Origin of the sequence: Chelatococcus asaccharovorans, assembly GCF_003201475.1 — a bacterium.
GTDB lineage: Bacteria > Pseudomonadota > Alphaproteobacteria > Rhizobiales > Beijerinckiaceae > Chelatococcus > Chelatococcus asaccharovorans.
This window is the reverse complement of record NZ_QJJK01000002.1, coordinates 104154-122356: the sequence shown is the minus strand read 5'-3', so window position 1 is coordinate 122356 and position 18203 is coordinate 104154. Positions and strand designations below refer to the sequence as shown.

At 63.7% G+C, this 18203-nt stretch carries 14 protein-coding genes; 7 read left to right on the top strand and 7 right to left on the bottom strand.

What is annotated here, in order from left to right:
* Positions 1–457: 457 nt before the first annotated feature.
* Both C7450_RS05185 and C7450_RS05180 read left to right on the top strand, forming a co-directional pair.
* Entirely contained in the window at positions 458–3604 is a 3147-nt protein-coding gene (locus C7450_RS05185) for a PAS domain-containing protein (protein WP_170147067.1), read from the top strand.
* A 15-nt stretch (positions 3605–3619) separates the two neighbouring features.
* Positions 3620–4339, top strand: coding sequence for a response regulator (locus C7450_RS05180; protein ID WP_110373348.1), 720 nt, complete (start codon positions 3620–3622; stop codon positions 4337–4339).
* Positions 4340–4398: 59 nt separating this feature from the next.
* Here the strand turns inward: C7450_RS05180 and C7450_RS05175 are convergent, their stop codons facing one another.
* The 3 genes from C7450_RS05175 to C7450_RS05165 form a co-directional block, all read right to left on the bottom strand.
* A complete protein-coding gene (locus C7450_RS05175; RefSeq protein WP_246574280.1) occupies positions 4399–4908 on the bottom strand; it encodes a MarR family winged helix-turn-helix transcriptional regulator in 510 nt (169 codons plus the stop codon).
* Between the two features lie 236 nt (positions 4909–5144).
* Positions 5145–5936, bottom strand: coding sequence for a cyclase family protein (locus C7450_RS05170; protein WP_110373347.1), 792 nt, complete (start codon positions 5934–5936; stop codon positions 5145–5147).
* Between the two features lie 185 nt (positions 5937–6121).
* Positions 6122–7027, bottom strand: coding sequence for an NAD(P)-dependent oxidoreductase (locus tag C7450_RS05165; RefSeq protein ID WP_170147066.1), 906 nt, complete (start codon positions 7025–7027; stop codon positions 6122–6124).
* A gap of 283 nt (positions 7028–7310) precedes the next feature.
* On the opposite strand from C7450_RS05165, the gene C7450_RS05160 reads away from it, so the two are divergent.
* The 3 genes from C7450_RS05160 to C7450_RS05150 are packed head-to-tail and all read left to right on the top strand — an operon-like array spanning position 7311 to position 11108.
* The gene (locus tag C7450_RS05160; RefSeq protein WP_110373345.1) at positions 7311–8564 is read left to right on the top strand and encodes a metal-dependent hydrolase family protein; all 1254 of its coding nucleotides are present in this window, start codon (positions 7311–7313) and stop codon (positions 8562–8564) included.
* A 43-nt stretch (positions 8565–8607) separates the two neighbouring features.
* On the top strand, positions 8608–10665 hold the full coding sequence (locus C7450_RS05155; RefSeq protein ID WP_110373344.1) for an alpha/beta hydrolase domain-containing protein: 2058 nt from the start codon (positions 8608–8610) through the stop codon (positions 10663–10665).
* A gap of 53 nt (positions 10666–10718) precedes the next feature.
* On the top strand, positions 10719–11108 hold the full coding sequence (locus C7450_RS05150; RefSeq protein ID WP_110373343.1) for a RidA family protein: 390 nt from the start codon (positions 10719–10721) through the stop codon (positions 11106–11108).
* Positions 11109–11185: 77 nt separating this feature from the next.
* Here the strand turns inward: C7450_RS05150 and C7450_RS05145 are convergent, their stop codons facing one another.
* The 4 genes from C7450_RS05145 to C7450_RS05130 form a co-directional block, all read right to left on the bottom strand.
* A complete protein-coding gene (locus tag C7450_RS05145; protein ID WP_245449491.1) occupies positions 11186–11914 on the bottom strand; it encodes a GntR family transcriptional regulator in 729 nt (242 codons plus the stop codon).
* A 166-nt stretch (positions 11915–12080) separates the two neighbouring features.
* Positions 12081–13022, bottom strand: coding sequence for an ABC transporter permease (locus C7450_RS05140; RefSeq protein WP_110373342.1), 942 nt, complete (start codon positions 13020–13022; stop codon positions 12081–12083).
* Between the two features lie 12 nt (positions 13023–13034).
* Positions 13035–14018: an ABC transporter permease gene (locus C7450_RS05135; RefSeq protein WP_110373341.1), complete on the bottom strand. Its 984-nt coding sequence runs from the start codon at positions 14016–14018 to the stop codon at positions 13035–13037.
* Positions 14019–14239: 221 nt separating this feature from the next.
* A complete protein-coding gene (locus tag C7450_RS05130) occupies positions 14240–15853 on the bottom strand; it encodes an ABC transporter substrate-binding protein (RefSeq protein WP_110373340.1) in 1614 nt (537 codons plus the stop codon).
* Between the two features lie 225 nt (positions 15854–16078).
* Between C7450_RS05130 and C7450_RS05125 the strand changes: the two genes are divergently transcribed.
* A complete protein-coding gene (locus C7450_RS05125) occupies positions 16079–17104 on the top strand; it encodes an ABC transporter ATP-binding protein (RefSeq protein WP_245449490.1) in 1026 nt (341 codons plus the stop codon).
* Positions 17105–17154: 50 nt separating this feature from the next.
* The gene (locus tag C7450_RS05120) at positions 17155–18168 is read left to right on the top strand and encodes an ABC transporter ATP-binding protein (protein WP_110373757.1); all 1014 of its coding nucleotides are present in this window, start codon (positions 17155–17157) and stop codon (positions 18166–18168) included.
* Positions 18169–18203 lie beyond the last annotated feature (35 nt).

Sequence of the window (18203 nt, the reverse complement as noted above, 5' to 3'; positions counted from 1 at the left end):
GCACGTCTTCCATCTCGGCACAGGCTTTGCCCATGCCGACGAACCGCACACATTATGTAGCATAATACCAAAATTCTTCTGTGTCCGGAAACCCGCGAATCTTGCGGCGGCGGGTGACCTACCCACCACATAGGGTATGGTGGATGGCGGGTCGATCGTTCCACCTGTGGCGGCCGGTGGGATCGGCCTGTCCGAGGGGGTGCGCGCGGCTGGGCAGAATTGCCCGGCGCAGTGTTTCGTGACCGCCGCCATGGGGCGCCCTTGCCCTCCGCTCCATCTGCGGCTGTGATGGAACCATGGCGCCGGGGCTCCGACATCACTATGAAACGTCGCCATGAAGTATCAGGCCATGTCCGGGTTGGCGCCCGCGACATCGGCCGGCCGGCGTGTCAGGGAGCTCAGGAACTGGGCTGACTGCTTGTGCGGAGGTGTGATGCGTTTTTTTGGGGCGAGGAGAATGGTCCTGTCTCGCATATCCGGCATCGGCCCGTCGGCGCGCCTCCTGCTCGTTTGCTCGCTTCCCCTCGTGGGGCTGATCATCGGCCTTGCCGTCGCGCAGTTCGTCCCCCAGCGTCGCGCTCTTTTGTCGGAGCTCAACAACTTCACGGCAGAGCAGCATTTTGCGCTGCGGATCATGCTCATGGGTACGAGCCGCCAGGTCGAGCACATGCGGCTGACGGTCGAGCGGCATATCGTCATGGAAAGCCGCAGTTTCAGCGAGGCCAACGCGCGCGAATTTCGGTCAGTGGATGTTCCGCTGAAAACCGGATCGCTTGCCGGCGTCGAATGGGCTCCCGGCTCCACTGCGCGAGAGGACGGCAACATCTTTGGCATCCCGGAATTGCTCCAACTTCGCGGCGATGAAGCCGGCCCGGTCGATGCCGGCCTCGAACTGCTCTCGATGCTCAAACTCGACCAGATCGTCGGCACGAATGCGCGCTGGAGTTATTTCATGCCCGCCTCGGCCAATTTTGTTGTGCTCTACCCCGGGGCCAGCCTCACTGAACTGGTCCAGGATCTCGCCGAGAGGTTCTCATTCAAGGACATGCGGCAACTGCTGGAGCTATGGCAGAGCTATCCCGTGTATCAGCTCGGCCGGCCTCGGCATAACACCAATCGGGTCCCCTACTGGACGGACATCTATGAGGATGCAGGCGGGACGGGACCGATGGTGAGCCATGCCGCGCCGGTCTATGTGCGCGACCAGTTCTACGGCGTGGTTGCCGCCGATGTTCTTTTGAGCGCTTTCGATGCCATCCTGACGCCGATGAAACAGCCCGTCGGAATGGTCGCGATACTCAACAATCACAATGAGATACTTGGCATGAACGGTATGGCGTTCGGCGGTGATCTCAAGAAGATGCGTGAATACCTTTTTGCGGACGGTCTGGCGCAGAAGATACTTGCGCTGACCACCGATAGCGATTTCATCCAGGTCGATGATAACTGGGTCATATCGCGCGTCGGACCTTATTCGGGCTATCGCTTGATCTATGTCCTGCCCAACAGCGATCTGAACGCCTACCTTCTCCCTCACATCATATCCTACGCGCTGATCCTCTGCGGCTTGGTCGCCACGCTCGCGGGCATTCTCCACTTCCTGCACAGGTCTTACATCCTGCCGAGCTTTCGCCTGGCGGATTATCTGGGAGCGCAGGCGGCCGGTATCGAAGCTGAAGCACCCGTGTTGCCGAAGGGGTGGAAGCCGAGCTTCGCACGGATATCGGAGGCATTCGCCAACAGCCGCAACTACCAGAAAAAGCTTGAGGAGAGCGAAGCGCGGTTCCTCGCTGCGGCCTCGAGCCTGATCGATGGCTTCGCCATTGTCGATCCCGCTGGACATATCATTTTCTATAACGAGGCTTTCGCGGAACTCGTCGGACGGGACGGCCGGGCGCGGATTGCCATTGGCAGCCACCTGAGCGACCTGCTGGATCCACGCTGGCTCGCGGCGCATGGCGGGGATCCCATCCTCTTCGATCGACGTTGGGTGAGCTTCCGCCAGAGCGCGATGCCCGATGGCGGCGCAGTGATCCTTCTCCGTGACGTCACGGAAGCACGGCATGCGGAGATGCAACTGCGCGAAAGCGAGGCAAGGCTTGCGGCTCTGCTGGCCTATGCGCCGGTCGCCATCATGCTGATGGATGCGGACGGGCGCCTCGTCATGGCCAATCCCGAAGCAGAACGCATGCTGAGCCGTGAACTCGGCATGATCACCGGCAAGCGCATGTCCGATTTCATCAATACGGAAGCCATGGTTGCGCTCGATGCGAGCATCAACCACGTGCTGACCACCGGCGAGGTCCAGGTCAGCGAAGAGCATTATCCCGGGCGAGACCATTATCGGGATGCACTGGCCATCCGTTTTCCTTTGCATAATACCGAAGGGGCGATCGACGGCGTCGGCATTTTTGCGGTGGACCTGACATTGCAGAAGATGACCGAGGAAGAGTTGCGCCGCCAGCGCGATGCGCTCTACCAGAATGAGAAGCTCGCGGCTTTAGGGTCCCTGCTGGCAGGTGTGGCCCACGAACTCAACAATCCCCTGTCCATCGTTGTCGGCTATTCGGGGATGCTCGAGGAGCTTGCGCCGGATGAGCCGACGCGCCGCCGCGCCAGGGAGGTCCATGTGGCGGCCGAGCGTTGCGCGCGCATCGTCAAGCGCTTCCTGGCCATGGCGCGATCCAAGCCCGTTGAGAAGAAGTTGGTGGATGTCGAAGGTATCATCGATGATGTCGTGGAACTCGCGGCCTATGGCCTGCGTGTCAACGGCGTCGAAGTGATCCGCGACCGTGCCCCGGACTTGCCGGCGATATTGGCGGATGCCGATCAGCTCCACCAGGTTTTCATGAACGTGGTGCTCAACGCCATGCAGGCTATGACAAGCATCGAGGGGCGCCGGCGGCTTATCATCAGGACGGCGCTTCGCGACCAGACTATTGTTATCGACGTATTGGATTCCGGGCATGGGGTTAATGACGTGGTCAAGCAGCGGGCCTTCGAGCCTTTTTTCACGACCAAGCCCCTCGGTGTCGGTACGGGCATCGGCCTGTCGCTGTGCAGCGGTATTGTGGAAGCCCATGGCGGCACCATCAGACTGGATCCCGGGCCTGATGGGGGCGCTCTGTGCCGGGTCGAACTGCCGATTTCCGCGGCGCCGCCACGGCGCGGCGGGCCCGAACTGGCGTTGCAGCGGCAGCCACTCAGTGGACGGGTCCTGATCGTCGATGATGAAGCCAGCATCGCGAACTTCATTGCTGAGGCGCTCGAGCGTGATGGCGCGACCGTCATGACCGTGACGAGCGGCTATGACGCGCAGAAGCTCCTCGCGGAACAACCATTCGATGCCGTGCTTACGGATCTGCGCATGCCTGGCATTGGTGGTGAGCGCCTGCTCTCGTTCATTGCCGAGGAACGCCCGGATCTCGATGGACGCGTCATAATCATGACGGGGGATGCCTTGACCGCGGAAACGACGCTGCGTTGCGAAGGATTGACGATGATCGAAAAGCCGATCGATATCGAGGTTTTGAGGGCGTTGCTGCAGCCGCTGCTGGCGGTATCCAGCAAGACGGGACGCCATAGCCGGGTTGCAGTCGAATAGCCGGGTAGATGCGCAATGAACGCACCAGCGGAAATCTTTATCGTCGATGACGAGCCTGGCCTGCGCAGCATGATCGAGGACTACCTCGGCATGCAGGGTTTCAAGGTGAGCGGGGCAGAAAGCGGAGCTGAGCTCGATCTGCTTATGACCTTGAAGACCCCTGATCTTATTCTTCTCGATATCAATATGCCCGGGGAGAGCGGATTATCCATCGTGCGGCGACTGCGCGGTACGGCCGAGCGCATGGGGGTCATCATGCTGACGGCCAATGCCGACGAAACGAGCAAACTGGTTGCGCTTGGCCATGGCGCCGACGATTATCTCATCAAGCCGTTCGAGGTGCGCGAGCTGCTTGCCCGTGTCCGCAGCGTGCTCCGGCGCGTGCCGCCGCGCCCACTCGAAGCACAGCGCCCGCGGCGGTCGCTGTCGTTGGGCCGCTTCCGCCTTGATCTTGAAGGCAAGCGGCTCCTCGATGCCGCAGGCGAGGATATCGAGATCAGCAGCATGGAATACGAGTTGCTGGAAGCCTTCGCGCGTCACCCGCACCAGGTCCTGACCCGTGAGCGCCTGTGTGAGCTCGCGCATGGCCGCCCGCTCGGGGAGGCGGATCGCAGCGTCGACATCCGCATCGCACGCCTGCGCAAGAAGCTCGAAGCCGACCCGTCCAAACCCGAACTGTTCAAAACCATTCGTGGCGAAGGCTATATGTTCGAGCCTATTCCAGGCTGCAACTGATCGGGTCGCTCGCAGCACTCTCGCCAGGCGGGGGAGTGCTGCGAGCGGGGTCCGGAATACTATAAATTTTGCTGATCGAGGTTGTGCAAAAGCTTGTGGAGGGTGGCTATGAAAGCGCGGAATTCGCTCTCGTCGACGCCGTTGAACATCTCATTGTACATGGCGTAAAAGCTGGGCCAGAACTGGGTGAAGGTTTCACGGCCTTCTTCCGTGATGTGGATTTCGCGCACCCGCATGTCGTCCGGGCGGGCGCGGCGACGGATGAGGCCTTGTTCCTCCAGCGCATCCAGCGTCCGACTCATCGTCGATTGCTCGGTCACGGCATAGGTGGCGAGTTCGTTGATGGTGAGGCCGGATGAAACACACAGCGTCGCCAGCACGCGCATCTTCGTCGTCGTCAGGCCGAAGTCTTTCAGCGCTTCCTGCACCTGCAGGTTCCATATGGCTGAAAGCCTGTTCAGCAGATAGGGCGCGAACTGGTTGAGCCCAATTTCTCCGATCGACGGAATGCCTCCATCGGGCGCGGGTTTGCCGTGGAGGAGCCCACTGGGAAAACGTCCCGCCTTCAATGTCAAAGTCCTTTCTCGGGAGCCTGAGCGAAGCTCGCCCCGTATTGTTCAGAACCCACGCTCATCTCCCGGGCACACCGGTCGCGAAGGCCGGCGGCCGGCTTGTCAGGCCGGATCGTGAAAACATCGCGCCGAGCCAGACCGACGCCACGCTCGGAGCCTCGCGTTCGATCTGACAAACCGGTGTCTCTCAACCGGTTTGTCATGCTTTCTACGAGCCTTCGCCTGCGGTCAAGTCAGGATTTGGGGACGAGCGCCAGCGCCCGCACCGGGCTTCCGGTTCCATTCACGATCTTGAGGGGCGCCACCACCACCATCGCGCCCTTGGGCGGGAGCTTGTCCAGATTGACGAGGCTCGCGAGGCCATAGCCGCCTTGGCCCAGGATGAGGGCGTGGGCGGGGAAGGGCGGATCGAAGGTGGCCGCGCTGCCCGCATCGGTGCCGACGCATTCGTTGCCGAAGCCCAGCACGCCTTTGGTCAAGAGATACTGCACGCAATCGACGCTCGGCCCGGGCGTATGCGGACCGTTCTCATCGGAATTGAGGAAGGCCTCGGTGCTGGTGTTGCGATGGTACCAGTCCGAACGCATCAACACCCAGGAGCCCGGCTCGATCGCCCCGTGCTTCGCCTCCCAGGCGCGGACATGGTCCGCAGTCAGGAGGAAATCCGGATTGGCGGCGACCTCCTGGCTGACGTCGATCACATTGGCCGGGGCGACGAAGGTCTGCGGCGAGAGGGTGTCCGTCGTATTGTTGGGCTGATCCTTGCCGGAGATCCAGTGCGAAGGCGCGTCGAAATGCGTGCCGGTATGTTCGCCGAGCTCCATCCAGCCCCACGCCCACCAGGGGCCATTGGCGTCATAATTGGAGATTTCATGCATCTTGAAGCTGGGCGTGTTTTTGCCGAACTGCGGCGGAAGGTAGAGGACGGGTGTGTCCGGACCGAGCGTCGCCGTGAGATCGACCACGGAGATGTCGCCTGCCGCGAGCGCGGACGCAAAATTGGCCAGAAGTGCTTGAGCCTGCATGTCATGTCCCTCGGAAAGAGCGTTGATTGTTCTAAAAGGACCGTTTGAGTTCATCGGCGCGTCGTGTCGGATATCGTAAATGCGGTCCATGAAACTTCAAGCATGAAATACCGGCGCATGAGAAGGGTGAGCATCGGTTTCCACCGAAGGAATATGAAAATGGATGGAATGGCAGCGGCCCATCGTCATGCTGACGCGGTGCGCGCCACAGCGCTGTGACCGCTGATATCTGACAACACAGCCGTCAAATCGCTGACGAATGTCTCGGCGTGGCCTGCCGCGCAGGCACGGGTCAGTGACTGCAGCGTGGCGGGTGCGATGGTCGTTGCAAAGCCTGCCGCGTCCGCCATGGCGACGAAGCTGGCCACGTCCTTTAACGCGCTGCCGATCGTCAGTTTGCGGGCCTGGGCCGTTTCACCCATAGCGGCGAGCGCCATCGTCTGGAAGGTGGTGCTGTTCATGCCGCTGCCCGATATCACCTTGTGGATCGCACCGAGATCAATGCCGAGGTGGCGCGCAACAATCAGAGTCTCTGCGGTGGCATTGGCGATCGCCATGCCATAGGACGCAATAATCGTCTTCGCGCGGTGGCCGCTACCTATCTCGCCGAGGTGAAGGCACTGGCTGGAGAAGACCTCAAGCAAAGGCTTGATCTCCGCGAAAATCACGTCGGTGGCGCCGACCATCAGGGTGAGTTGGCCGGTCTCGGCGCGTTCCGGCGCACCTGACATGCCGACGTCGGCGAAGGCAGCGCCCTTTTCCGTATACGCCTGCGCGAGGACGAGATCTGTCCCCGGATCGCCGGATGTGAGGTCGATGTGGACGAAGCCGGGCCGCGCCGCAGCGATCAGGCCCTGGGCCCCCGTGGCGACACGCGCGACGGTTGCCGATGCGGGCAGGCAGGTGACGACGACGTCGCAGGCCGCGGCGAGGGCGGCAGGTGTTTCCGCCAGCAGGCAGCCCGCGGCCCTGAGTTCCGGGATCGCACTGCGCCGCGCGCCCGGCAGGACGATCACCGGATGTCCAGCGGCAAGGAGATGGAGCGCGACCGGCCGCCCCATCCGGCCAACTCCGATAAAGCCGACGGTCATTTGCGCCATCGTTCACCGCCCAGTCAATCGACGAGGATTTGATCAAAGGATCGCAGGAATGGATCGGCGTCAAGCTGGATTTAAAGCCCATCGTCTTCTTCGCGCCCCTTGCAAGCCGTTTGAGGTGAGCCGCGCCGGTGCGATGGCCGGCCGATCAACAGAAGGATACCGATCGTTTGATCAAACGACTTTACAGGCGTTGCTATCGCGACAATACTGCGACCTTGCATCAAGGTTCGGCGATCCCGAGCCACCAATCAAGAACCGCCGAGGGGTCCTGACGATGGCATCCGTCCTATTGCGCAACGGCAAGCTTTTCGATGGCGTGACGAAGGCGTTGCGTCCAGGGACGGACGTTCTGGTGGTCGACGGGGCTATCGCTGACGTGTCCGACACGCCCTTGAAGGCACCTGTCGGCGCAATCGAGGTGGATGTCGGCGGACGCACGCTCCTGCCGGGGCTCATCGATGCGCATGTCCATGTGTTCGCGGTCAATCTCGTCGCCTCGCGCAACGAGAGCATGCCTCTCACGCTCATGACGGCGCGCGCCGTACCCCGGATTCGTGCGATGCTCGACCGCGGATTCACGACCGTGCGCGATGTGGGCGGCGGTGATGTGGGCATCCGGGATGCGGTGGCGCAGGGGTATATTCCCGGACCCCGGCTTTACGTGGGCGGTCCCGCCATGACCCAGACGGGTGGCCACGGCGATCATCGCAGGCGGACCGACGACCGCTACGACATCGACCACAACAGCAACGCCTTCGTGTTCTTCTACCGCTTTGCCGACGGTCCGGACGAGATGCGGCGCGTGGTCCGCAACGAGTTGCGCAAGGGTGCCGACCACATCAAGGTGATGGCCTCCGGTGGTGTGGGCTCGCCGACCGACGCCATCGAGAACATCCAGTTCACGCGTGAGGAACTCGAGGTTGCCGTCTTCGAGGCCGCGCGGCGCGGCAAATATGTCTGCGCCCATACCTATACGGCCGAGGCGATCCATCATGCGGTCGCGAGCGGCGTGCGCACCGTGGAGCACGCGAATTTCATCGATCGCAAGACAGCCGATTTCGTGGTCGAGAAGGGCGCCTATGTCGTGCCGACCCTTGTCTGCTACGAGGAGACGGAAAAGCATGGCGATCGCCTCGGTCTCTCGCCTTACGTGATGGACAAGCTGCGCCTCGTCAATCGCGCTGGCATCGAGATGCTCGCAACCTGCACGGATGCCGGTGTCAAAACCGGTTTCGGCACCGATCTCATGGGCGAGATGGAATATGCCCAATCGGACGAATTCGCGATCCGCGGCCGCGTTCAGTCACCCTTCGACGTTCTCTGTTCCGCGACCTCCGTCAATGCGGAGATCCTGCAGGAGACCGGGCGCCTCGGCGTCGTCGCGCCGGGTGCGCATGCCGATTTGATCGTCTGCGACGGTGATCCGACACGGGACGTCGCTCTTCTCGCCGATCCGCATAAGAATCTGCGGTTGATCATGAAGGGCGGAGCCTTCCACAAGAACGAGCTTGAGACGCGGTTGGCCTGAAGGGACTAAACCCGAGGCACCGGCGTTGTCGAGGAATGATGGGATGAGTGGTGTGGTGGATCTGGAGATCATCCGCAGGCGACCTTTCGCGGAAGGGCACGCTTTCGGCGAAGCGGGGGGCGAAACGCGCACCTATGAGTGCATGGACGCCCGCGCGCATGTCGCGATCGACCCGCAGAATCCGGCCTATGCCTGGATGATCGACATCGGGCTGGCCCAGCGCGGCGACGACGGGCTCGTCCATGCATCCACCGACCTGTGGATCCTCAAGCCGGTTGCGCTCGAGCGCGGCAACGGCGCGGCGATGGTCGAATTCGTGAACCGCGGCAACAAGCGCGCCCTGCAGTTCTACAACGACGGTCCCGCCAGCAATGCGCCGCAGAGCCTTGCCGATGCCGGCAACGGCTTCCTGATGCGACGAGGCTACACCGTGATCAGCGCCGCGTGGCAGGGCGATGTCCTGCCGGGTGACGGCCGCCTGGTCGCGCGGTTGCCGGTGGCGCGCTATCCGGATGGTCCCGTGACAGGCCGCGTGCGGGCCGAGTTCATCGTCGAGACGCGGGGCGTGACCTCGCTGCCGCTCAGTGCCAAGGCCGGCACGCGGCCCTTGCCGGCGGCCTCGCTCGATACGGGAGAGGCCGTGCTGCAGCGGCGCCGCTATCCGTGGAGCGAGGCGGAGGCGCTGCCGGTGGATGCATGGCAGTTCGCCCGCGTCGAGGGCGGCGGGCGTGGCGGGCAGGGCGATATCTCCGGCGCCGAGCAGGGCATCGTCGCGTCGGACAGCCATCTCTATATTCCCGCAGGCTTCGAACCGGGGTGGATCTACGAGCTTCTTTATACCGCGCGGGATCCGCTCGTGCTCGACCTCGGCTATGCCGCGATGCGCGATCTCGTCAGCTTCCTCAAACAGACGGAAGGCGGGGCCAATCTCCTGCGCGCGGACGGTGCGCCTCCGCTGCGCTTCTACGGCTGGGGACGGTCACAGACCGGGCGGGGCATCCGCGACTTCATCCATCGGGGCTTCAATGCCGATGCGCAAGGCCGCAAGGTCTTCGACGGCATGCTGACCCATATCGCCGGCGGCGGACGCACCACGATGAACCGCTTCACCAATCTCGTCGTGGCGGCGTCGCGCCAATACGAGGATTGGCTCAATCCGTCGGACCGCTTTCCCTTCTCCTACGCGGTGAGCACGGATCACCTGACCGGCGCCGAGGACGGCATCCTGAAGCGGCCGGAGACCGATCCCCTGGTGATCCACACGCAGACGGCCAGCGAATACTGGTACCGTCGCGGGTCGCTCGTGCATACGGATACCGAGGGCAACGATCTGCCGCAGCCCGAGACCGTCCGCATTTATTTCTGGGCGAGTTCCCAGCATTGGGCCGATCCGCGCGCCACGCCGCCGGTGCAGCGTGGGGTGTGCCAGAACGCGCAGAATATCGTGGCCACCTCGGCCTTCTTCCGCGCCACATTGGAGGCGATGGATGCGTGGGTGCGTGACGGCCAGGCGCCGCCGCCCAGCGCCGTGCCGCGCCGGGACGATGGCACGCTCGTCACGATGGACGCGTGGCGGGGGCAGTTTCCGGCCATTCCGGGCGTCGCGTTGCCCGCGCGACCGAATGAATTGCCCTTGGTCGACTACGGGCCGGATTTCGAGGCGGGCGCTGCGATCGTCGAGCCGCCTGTGGTCAGTACCACCCAGCATTATGCCGTCCTGGTGCCGGCCGTCGATGCCGATGGCAACGACCGCGCGGGGCTGCGCGCGCCGATGGTGGCGGCGCCGCTCGGCACCTATACCGGCTGGAACCTCCGCATCCCGGGCCATGGCGCAGGCGCGCTGCACGATTTCAGCGGCAGCTGTATCCCTCTGCCTGAGACGCGCGAGGAACGCGAGGTCACCGGCGATCCCCGCCCGTCGATCCTGGAGCGCTACGGCACGCCTGCCGGTTATGTCGCAGCAATCCGCGCCGCCGCCGGCGCTCTCGCCGAACGGCGTTTCTTGCTGGCGGAGGATGTCGAGCGCGCGGCGGAGGCGGCCCGCGATTGGGGCCGCGCCCGCCATATCGTGTACCTGCCGGCCGCCTCCGATGAGGCGTGAGCGGCGACTGCAGAGCCGCCAGGTGCGAAGCCGAACACCATGAGGTTGATGAAATGACGCGATGGACGATATCGTCGGGCTCGAAATTCGAGGAACTCGCGGGCTATTCGCGGGCGGTGGTCGACGGTGAATGGATATTTGTCTCCGGGACCGCCGGTTATGATCCCGCGAGCAGCGCCTTTCCCGACAGCGTCGAAGACCAGACGCGGCAATCCCTGAAAACCATCCGTGAAACGCTGGAAAAAGCCGGGGCAGCCCTCGCGGATATCGTCACGGTCCGCGTCTATCTCGCGGATCGCGCCGATGTCATGGCCGTCTCGACGATCCTGGGACAGACGTTCTCCGATCCGCGTCCCACGAATACGACCATCATCTGCGGCTTTCCGGTGGAAGAGATCAAGGTCGAGATCGAGGTCACGGCCTTGAAACGCAGCCGCATCTGAGGGCGGGCCGCTTCAACCGCAAGCCCGTCTGCGTCAAAGACGTTCAGGCAAGGCCAATCGGCGCCCAAGGATTGGCGTCAAGCGACGCTGGACTTCTTGTCGTCAGTCGGACACAGCGTCTGCAGAAGCGCCTGGGTCGTCGCGATGTCTTCGATCAGATGCGCCTTCACCGCGGCCGGGTCGCGCGTCTTGATCGCATCGATGATCGCGTAGTGGTGCTTGGCATAGATCTGCGCATCCGTCGTCTTCAGGAGCGGTTCCATATGCCGGGTCAACATGCGCAGATAGGGTCCGAACCGCAGCCACAGTGCTTCGATGAGCTGGATCAGGACCGGGGAATGCGTGGCGCGGTAGATGGTGAAGTGGAACTCCTGGTTCTTCGCCATCATCGCATAGACGCCTTCCTCGGCGCGGGCGTGGTCGTCTGCGGCGCGCTCGAGCGTGCGCAGATCGCGCGGCGTGATATGCGGGGCCGCGAGTTCCGCGGCTGCTCCCTCCACGATGATGCGCGTGTTGCAGAGATCGTCGAGGCGGGCGCGCGAGACCGTCGGCACGCAGGCCGAGCCGGTCGACACGACCTCGAGCGCCTTCTCGGCGGTGAGCCTGCGGAGCGCCTCGCGCACCGGCATGTGGCTCGTGCCGAAGAGTTCCGACAGCGAGGAGATGGTGAGGATCTGGCCGGGGTCGAACCAGCCTGTCATCAGGGCGTGGCTGAGGCGCTGGTAGACTTCCTCCTGGATCGTCCTGCGCGAAGCCACAGGGCCTAGACCCGGATGTTCCGGCAGTCCTTGTCCGGTGTCACGCACGCTGTCCTCCTTAGCCAAGTGACGAAAGGCATCGCCCGGTGCGCGGGGCACCGGCCGTCCAACGAATTCTCCTCGCGACAGGCCATGCGAGGCCAGTTCCTATACCCGAATAATTCCGCGAAATCGCCCTCGCGCGCTGAAAAGGCCATGCGGCCCAAGACGCTTGTCAGCGGAGCCGGGGATCGAGCATGTCGCGCAGCCAGTCACCGAAGATGTTGATGGAGACAAGGATGAGGACGAGCGTGAGCCCGGGAAAAATGACCACCCACCATTCGCCGGAGAAGAGGTAGCCATAGCCGATGCGGATGAGGGTGCCGAGCGAGGGCTGGGTGGAGGGCATGCCGAAGCCGAGGAAGGACAGCGTGGCCTCCGACATGATCGCGAAGGCGATATCGAGGGTGGCCAGCACGAAAATCGGGTTCAGCACATTCGGCAGGAGCTGCATCCCCATGATGAAGATCGGTCCCCGGCCGACCAGCCGGGCGGCTGCGACATAGTCCTTCTGGCGCTCGACGAGCACGGCGCCCCGCACCAGCCGTGCAAAATGCGGCCAGTGCGAGATCCCGAGGGCAAGGATCACGATTGGCATGGCGAGCGTCGCACGCATCGCGTTGGACATGAGCGACTGGCTGATGCCGCCGATCAGAAGCGCCAGCAGCATGGCGGGGAAGGTGAACTGGATATCAGCAATGCGCATGATGACGCCATCCACCCAGCGGCCGAGATAGCCGCTCGCGAGGCCGGCGATGGTCCCGAGCGTGACGGAGAGCGACACCGCGCAGACGCCGACGAGCAGCGAGGAGCGCAGGCCGTAAAGTATCAGGGAAGCGAGATCGGCCCCCTGACTGTCGGTGCCCAGGACATAGCGTGGATCGCCGCCCGCCACGAAAGCGGGTGGGAGATGCGAATCGAGGAGATCGAGGGAGGCGAGATCGTAAGGGTTGGTCTGCGCCAGCCAGGGTGCGAAGACCGCGCTGAGGACGAGGAGGACGAGCACCGCCAGCGCAACTGCGGCGGCCGGGGCCCTGAGAAGGCGTCGAACGAAGGCGTTGCGCCAGAGGGACGAGAGGCTCCAGGGCCGGGCTTTGGAATTGACGACGGCGGACATGGAACGGGCCCCTTATGAACGCGCCGACAGCGTCTTGATGCGCAGCCGGGGATCGGCGACGGCATAGAGGAGGTCGACGACGAGATTGATGCCCACGAAGAACAGCGCCGCCACCATCAGGAAGGCGGAGATCACCGGCAGATCGGTCTGGCCGAGTGCCTGCAGGAAGAGGAGGCCCATGCCGGGCCACTGGAAGACCTGCTCGACGACGACCGCGAAGGCGACGAGATAGCCGAGCTGGATGCCACTGACCGTAATGATGGGAATGAGCGTATTGCGCAGCGCGTGGGAGAAATAGACCGCGCGATTCTTCAACCCGCGGGCACGCGCGAAGCGGATGTAGTCGCTCTTGAGCACGTTGAGCATTTCCGCGCGGGACAGGCGGGCCACCAGCGCAATCTGTCCGATGGCGAGCGACAGTGCCGGCATGATGAGCGACTTCAGGCCCGATGCGGTGAGGAAGCCCGTCGTCCAGAAGCCGATGGTGACGACCTCGCCGCGCCCGAAGGAGGGCAGCCAGCCGAGCCTCAGCGAAAAGCAGAAGATGAGGAGGATCCCGACCACGAAGGTCGGCAACGACACGCCGAGGACGGAGAGGGTCATCAGGGCGTTTGCCAGCATTTGGCGGCGTTTGACCGCCGCGTAGACCCCGAGCGGTACGCCGATCGCCAGGGACAGGGTGAGCGCCACGGCGGCAAGCTCCACGGTTGCCGGTATGCGCTCGGCGAGCAATGCGCTCACGGGTCGCTGGGCGGCGTAGGAGACCCCGAGGTCACCGTGCAGAAGGTTCTGTACATAGTAGAGGTAGCGAAGAACGGCCGGCTCATCGAGGTGAAGGCGCGTACGCAGGGCCAGCCGATCGGCGGGTGTGGCGTCGAGGCCGAGGATGCTCGCGACGGGATCGCCCACGACATCGCCCAGAATGAAGGCGAGGACGCTGACCACGAAGACCACGAGGAGTGCGTGGAACAGGCGGTTCAAGAGGAAGGCAAGCATTCCAGAGGCCCTTCAGTGCCGGCTATCCGAGGCCTAGAGCAAATCCGACTTAGATGGAATCGCCCGATACCATCGAAGTCGTTGAATTTGCTCGTTAATTTTTGAGCGGAGCACGTCCGCAAAAGACGGACTTGCTCTAGGGTGTTCGCGAGGTCCACGCGCCTCGCAGGGCGGCGTGGCGACGGATTTCGCATGCCGATCCGCCGCCCGTGGCAAGAAAGCTATGGCTTGATCTGCACCTTCTGCAGCATGACGGCCGCGTCGGCGCGGGCTGACGCGCTGACGCTATCCTTCATGCCCCAGCTCAGCACGGGCTGGAACAGGTAGATGCCCTGGACCTGGTCGCGCGCGATGGTGAGGCCCTTGCGATAGAGTTCCGTGCGCTTGGCCGGGTCGAACGTCGTCACGAGCTCGTCCACGACCGCGTCGAATTCCGGGTTCGTCCACATCGCCCAGTTCGTGCCGCCACGCCCCTTGGCCTTGTCGCGGGTGGCCATGATCGAGACGAAGGTGTCCTGCAGGTCACCGGAATTGCCTGATCCGCCGATCAGGTGAAAGCTGGATGAGGGACCATTCACAAGCATGCGCGCGAATTCCGGCCAGACCATGCCCTTCACCCGCACCTCGACTCCGACACGCGCAAGCATGCTTGCGACGGCGCGGCAGATCTCGTCGGCATTGGTGTAACGCTCGAGCGGGCAGTTCAGCTGGATCGCGAAGCCATCGGGATAGCCGGCTTCCGCCAGAAGCTTCTTGGCCTGCTCCACGTCGTAGGGGCGGCCGGTGTCGAGATCTTTCTGGAAGCCATCCATGCCGTAGGCGCCGCCAACGCTGAGCGGCACGGCCTGGCCGCGCATGACCCGCTGGACGATCAGCTTCGAGTCGATCGCCAGCGAGAGCGCCTTCCTGACGCGGACGTCCTTGAGCGGGTTGGCCTGCAGCGGCTTGCCGGATTTGTCGAAGACGTCAAGGGCGACATCGCGCGTGCCATCCATCTCCAGGAACATGGAGAGCTGCTGCGGCACCTGTTCGATGTGGAAGCCGGGCGTCGACTTCACGCGCTCGATGTCCTGGATCGGGAGATCGGTGATGAGATCGAGTTCGCCCGAGAGCAGGGCGGCCACGCGCGTCGGAGAAGAACCGATGGGCGTGTAGATGGCCTCGGTCACGTTGCCGGGGAATGGCCCCCAGTAGTTTGCATTGCGGGCGAAGACGGTCTTGCGGCCCGGATCCTGGGACACGAGTTGCATCGGTCCGGTTCCGTTGGCGTGGCGGAGCGAGTAGGCCTCGGTGCCCTGGGCGCCAAGGTCGGGCAGCTTTTCGACGTTGTTGGCCTTGGCCCAGGCCTGCGACATGACGAAAAGGCGAACCATCTTGCGCGGCAGGATCGGGTCCGGGCCGTTGGAGATGACATCGACGCTTGTATCGTCGACCTTGACCGCCTCCTTGATGCCGCCAAACAGCGCCGTGTAGAGGGGGCTGCCCTTCTGGCGCATGATGGAGAAGATGATGTCGTCAACGCTCAGCGGCGTTCCATCCTGGAATTTTACGCCCTCGCGGATCTTGAAGCGCCACGTATTGTTCCCTTGATAGGTCCACGCGGTGGCAATGCCAGGGCCGATCTGCATGTCGTCCTGCAAGTCGACGATGGTGTCATGGATCTGGCGAACCAAGGCGGTCGTGACGAAGTCATTGGTCACGTGGGGATCCATGGTCAGGGGCGGGGTCGTGCCGCCATAGCGGAGCGTCGCCGCGACGCCCGGTGTCATCCCAGAGATCGCCGTTGCCATGCAGACGGTTGCGCAGAGTGCCGTAAGCCACTTGGTCCGGATCATGGTCCGTATTCCCCTTATCGATTATAGGCCTATCGTCCACCAAACCGATCATTTGATCAAGACACTTTACGAGCACGGCTCCTTTCGTGCATTGTCAGGTGCCAGCTTCGACACAGAGGGGTCGCAGCCCGTCGGCGCGGCCCGGTGAATTGCCGGATCGACGCGGGCTTCGCGGTCAGCCGGTGCGGAGGCGATGGCCAATTATGATCAACGAGGGAAATGGCTGTGCTACCGTTGGTGACATCGGCGGCGTCCGCATCGGCAGCGCCCGAGCGGGCCGCGCCTCTCGTGGAGGTGAAAGGCCTGCAGGTCGCGCTCAACACCGAGAGCGGCGCTATCCCTGTCGTGCGGGATGTCTCGTTTGAGATCATGCCCGGCGAGATCCTGGGCGTCGTGGGCGAATCCGGCGCCGGCAAGTCGATGATGGGCACGGCCTTGACCGGCCTCATCGATCCGCCCCTCGCCATCGTCGGCGGCGAGATCCATTGTAATGGCAGGCGGATCGACAACCTGCCGCCCGAGGATTTGCGCAAGGTTCGCGGTGCGGAAATCGCGACGATCTTCCAGGACCCGCTCACTTCGCTCAATCCCGTCTTCACCATCGGCCGCCAACTGGTGGAGACCATCGAAGAGCACACGGAGCTCAAGGGCCAGGCGGCGCGCCAGGAAGCCATCAGCCTGATGGCCCAGGTCGGCATTCCCGCCCCCGAGGCACGCCTTGCCAATTACCCCCACGAATTCTCGGGCGGGATGCGCCAACGCGTGGTCATCGCTCTGGCATTGGCTGGCCGTCCGCGTCTGATCGTCGCGGACGAGCCGACAACGGCGCTCGACGTGTCGATTCAGGGGCAGATCATCGCGCTCCTGCGTGATCTGTGCCAGCGCAAGGGCACCGCCGTCATGCTCATTACCCATGACATGGGGGTGATCGCGGAAGCCGCGCAGCGCGTTGCCGTGATGTACGCCGGCCGTATCGTCGAGATCGGACCCGTGAGGGACGTGATCCTGACGCCACGCCATCCCTATACGCGCGGGCTCATGGGCTCCATCCCCGAGGTGGGACGCCGCCTCAGGCGTTTGCCGCAGATCGCCGGGGCGATGCCGCGGCTCGATGCCATCCCGCGAGGTTGCGCGTTCTCCCCGCGTTGTCCTGATGTCATGGACATCTGCCGCCAGGAGCGGCCGGAGCTCAAGCCATCCGCCGGCCATCGCGCCGCCTGCTGGGCGACAGAGCGGGGAGTGGCCGCGTGAGCACGATTGCCGCTGCGCATATCGCGATCGACAGGCCGGCCGAGCCCCGGCTGGAACCCCCGCCGGAGCGCCTTCCCGCCGCGGCTCTGGTCAAGGTCAGGCATCTGCGCAAGGTCTTTGACGTCTCCGCGCCATGGATCACCCGCGTGACGACGGGCCAGGGGCGCAAGACCCTGAAAGCGGTTGATGACATCAGCTTCGAGATCCCGCAGGGGCGGACCCTGAGCCTCGTCGGCGAGTCCGGCTGCGGGAAATCGACGGCTGCCCGCTGCATCGCCGGCCTGCAAAAGCCGACGTCCGGCACGGTCAGCTATCGTGATACCCCGATCGAGGATATCGCCGACGGCGCGAGCCCCTATCGGCGCGACATCCAGATGATCTTCCAGGATCCTTATGGCAGCCTCAACCCGCGCTGGCGGGTGGGGCGGATCATCGCCGAGCCGATCCTGGCGCTGAAACTAGCGGATGGCAGCCGGGACGTCCGGGAGCGCGTCGCGGACCTCCTCGTGGGCGTTGGTCTGTCGGCTGCCGATTCCGACAAATATCCCCATGAATTCTCCGGCGGCCAGCGCCAGCGCATCGCAGTGGCGCGCGCACTCGCGAGCCGGCCGGCCTTCATCGTCTGCGACGAGCCGACATCCGCGCTGGATGTGTCCGTACAGGCGCAGATCCTCAATCTCATGCGGGATCTGCAGGACGAACTCGGGCTCACCTATCTCTTCATCAGCCACAATCTCGCCGTCGTCGACCATATGTCCGACACGGTGGGCGTGATGTATCTCGGCCGCATCGTTGAACTCGCGGACAAGGAGACCCTGTTCCGGTCCCCGCGCCATCCCTATTCCAAGCTGTTGATGCGGACGATGCCGACGCTGCACAGCATCGGGGCCATCCGCGAGCCGATGCAGGGCGAGGTTCCCAATCCGATCGATCCGCCGCATGGCTGCGCCTTCAACCCGCGCTGTCCCTTCGCGGTGGAGCGGTGCCGGCACGAGCGGCCGGAGATCAGAGCGGTGGACGGCAGTCTGGTGGCCTGCCACCGCGCCGAGGAGATCACGCAATAGCGTGGCGGATGGGATCCGAGCGCTTGTCCATGGGA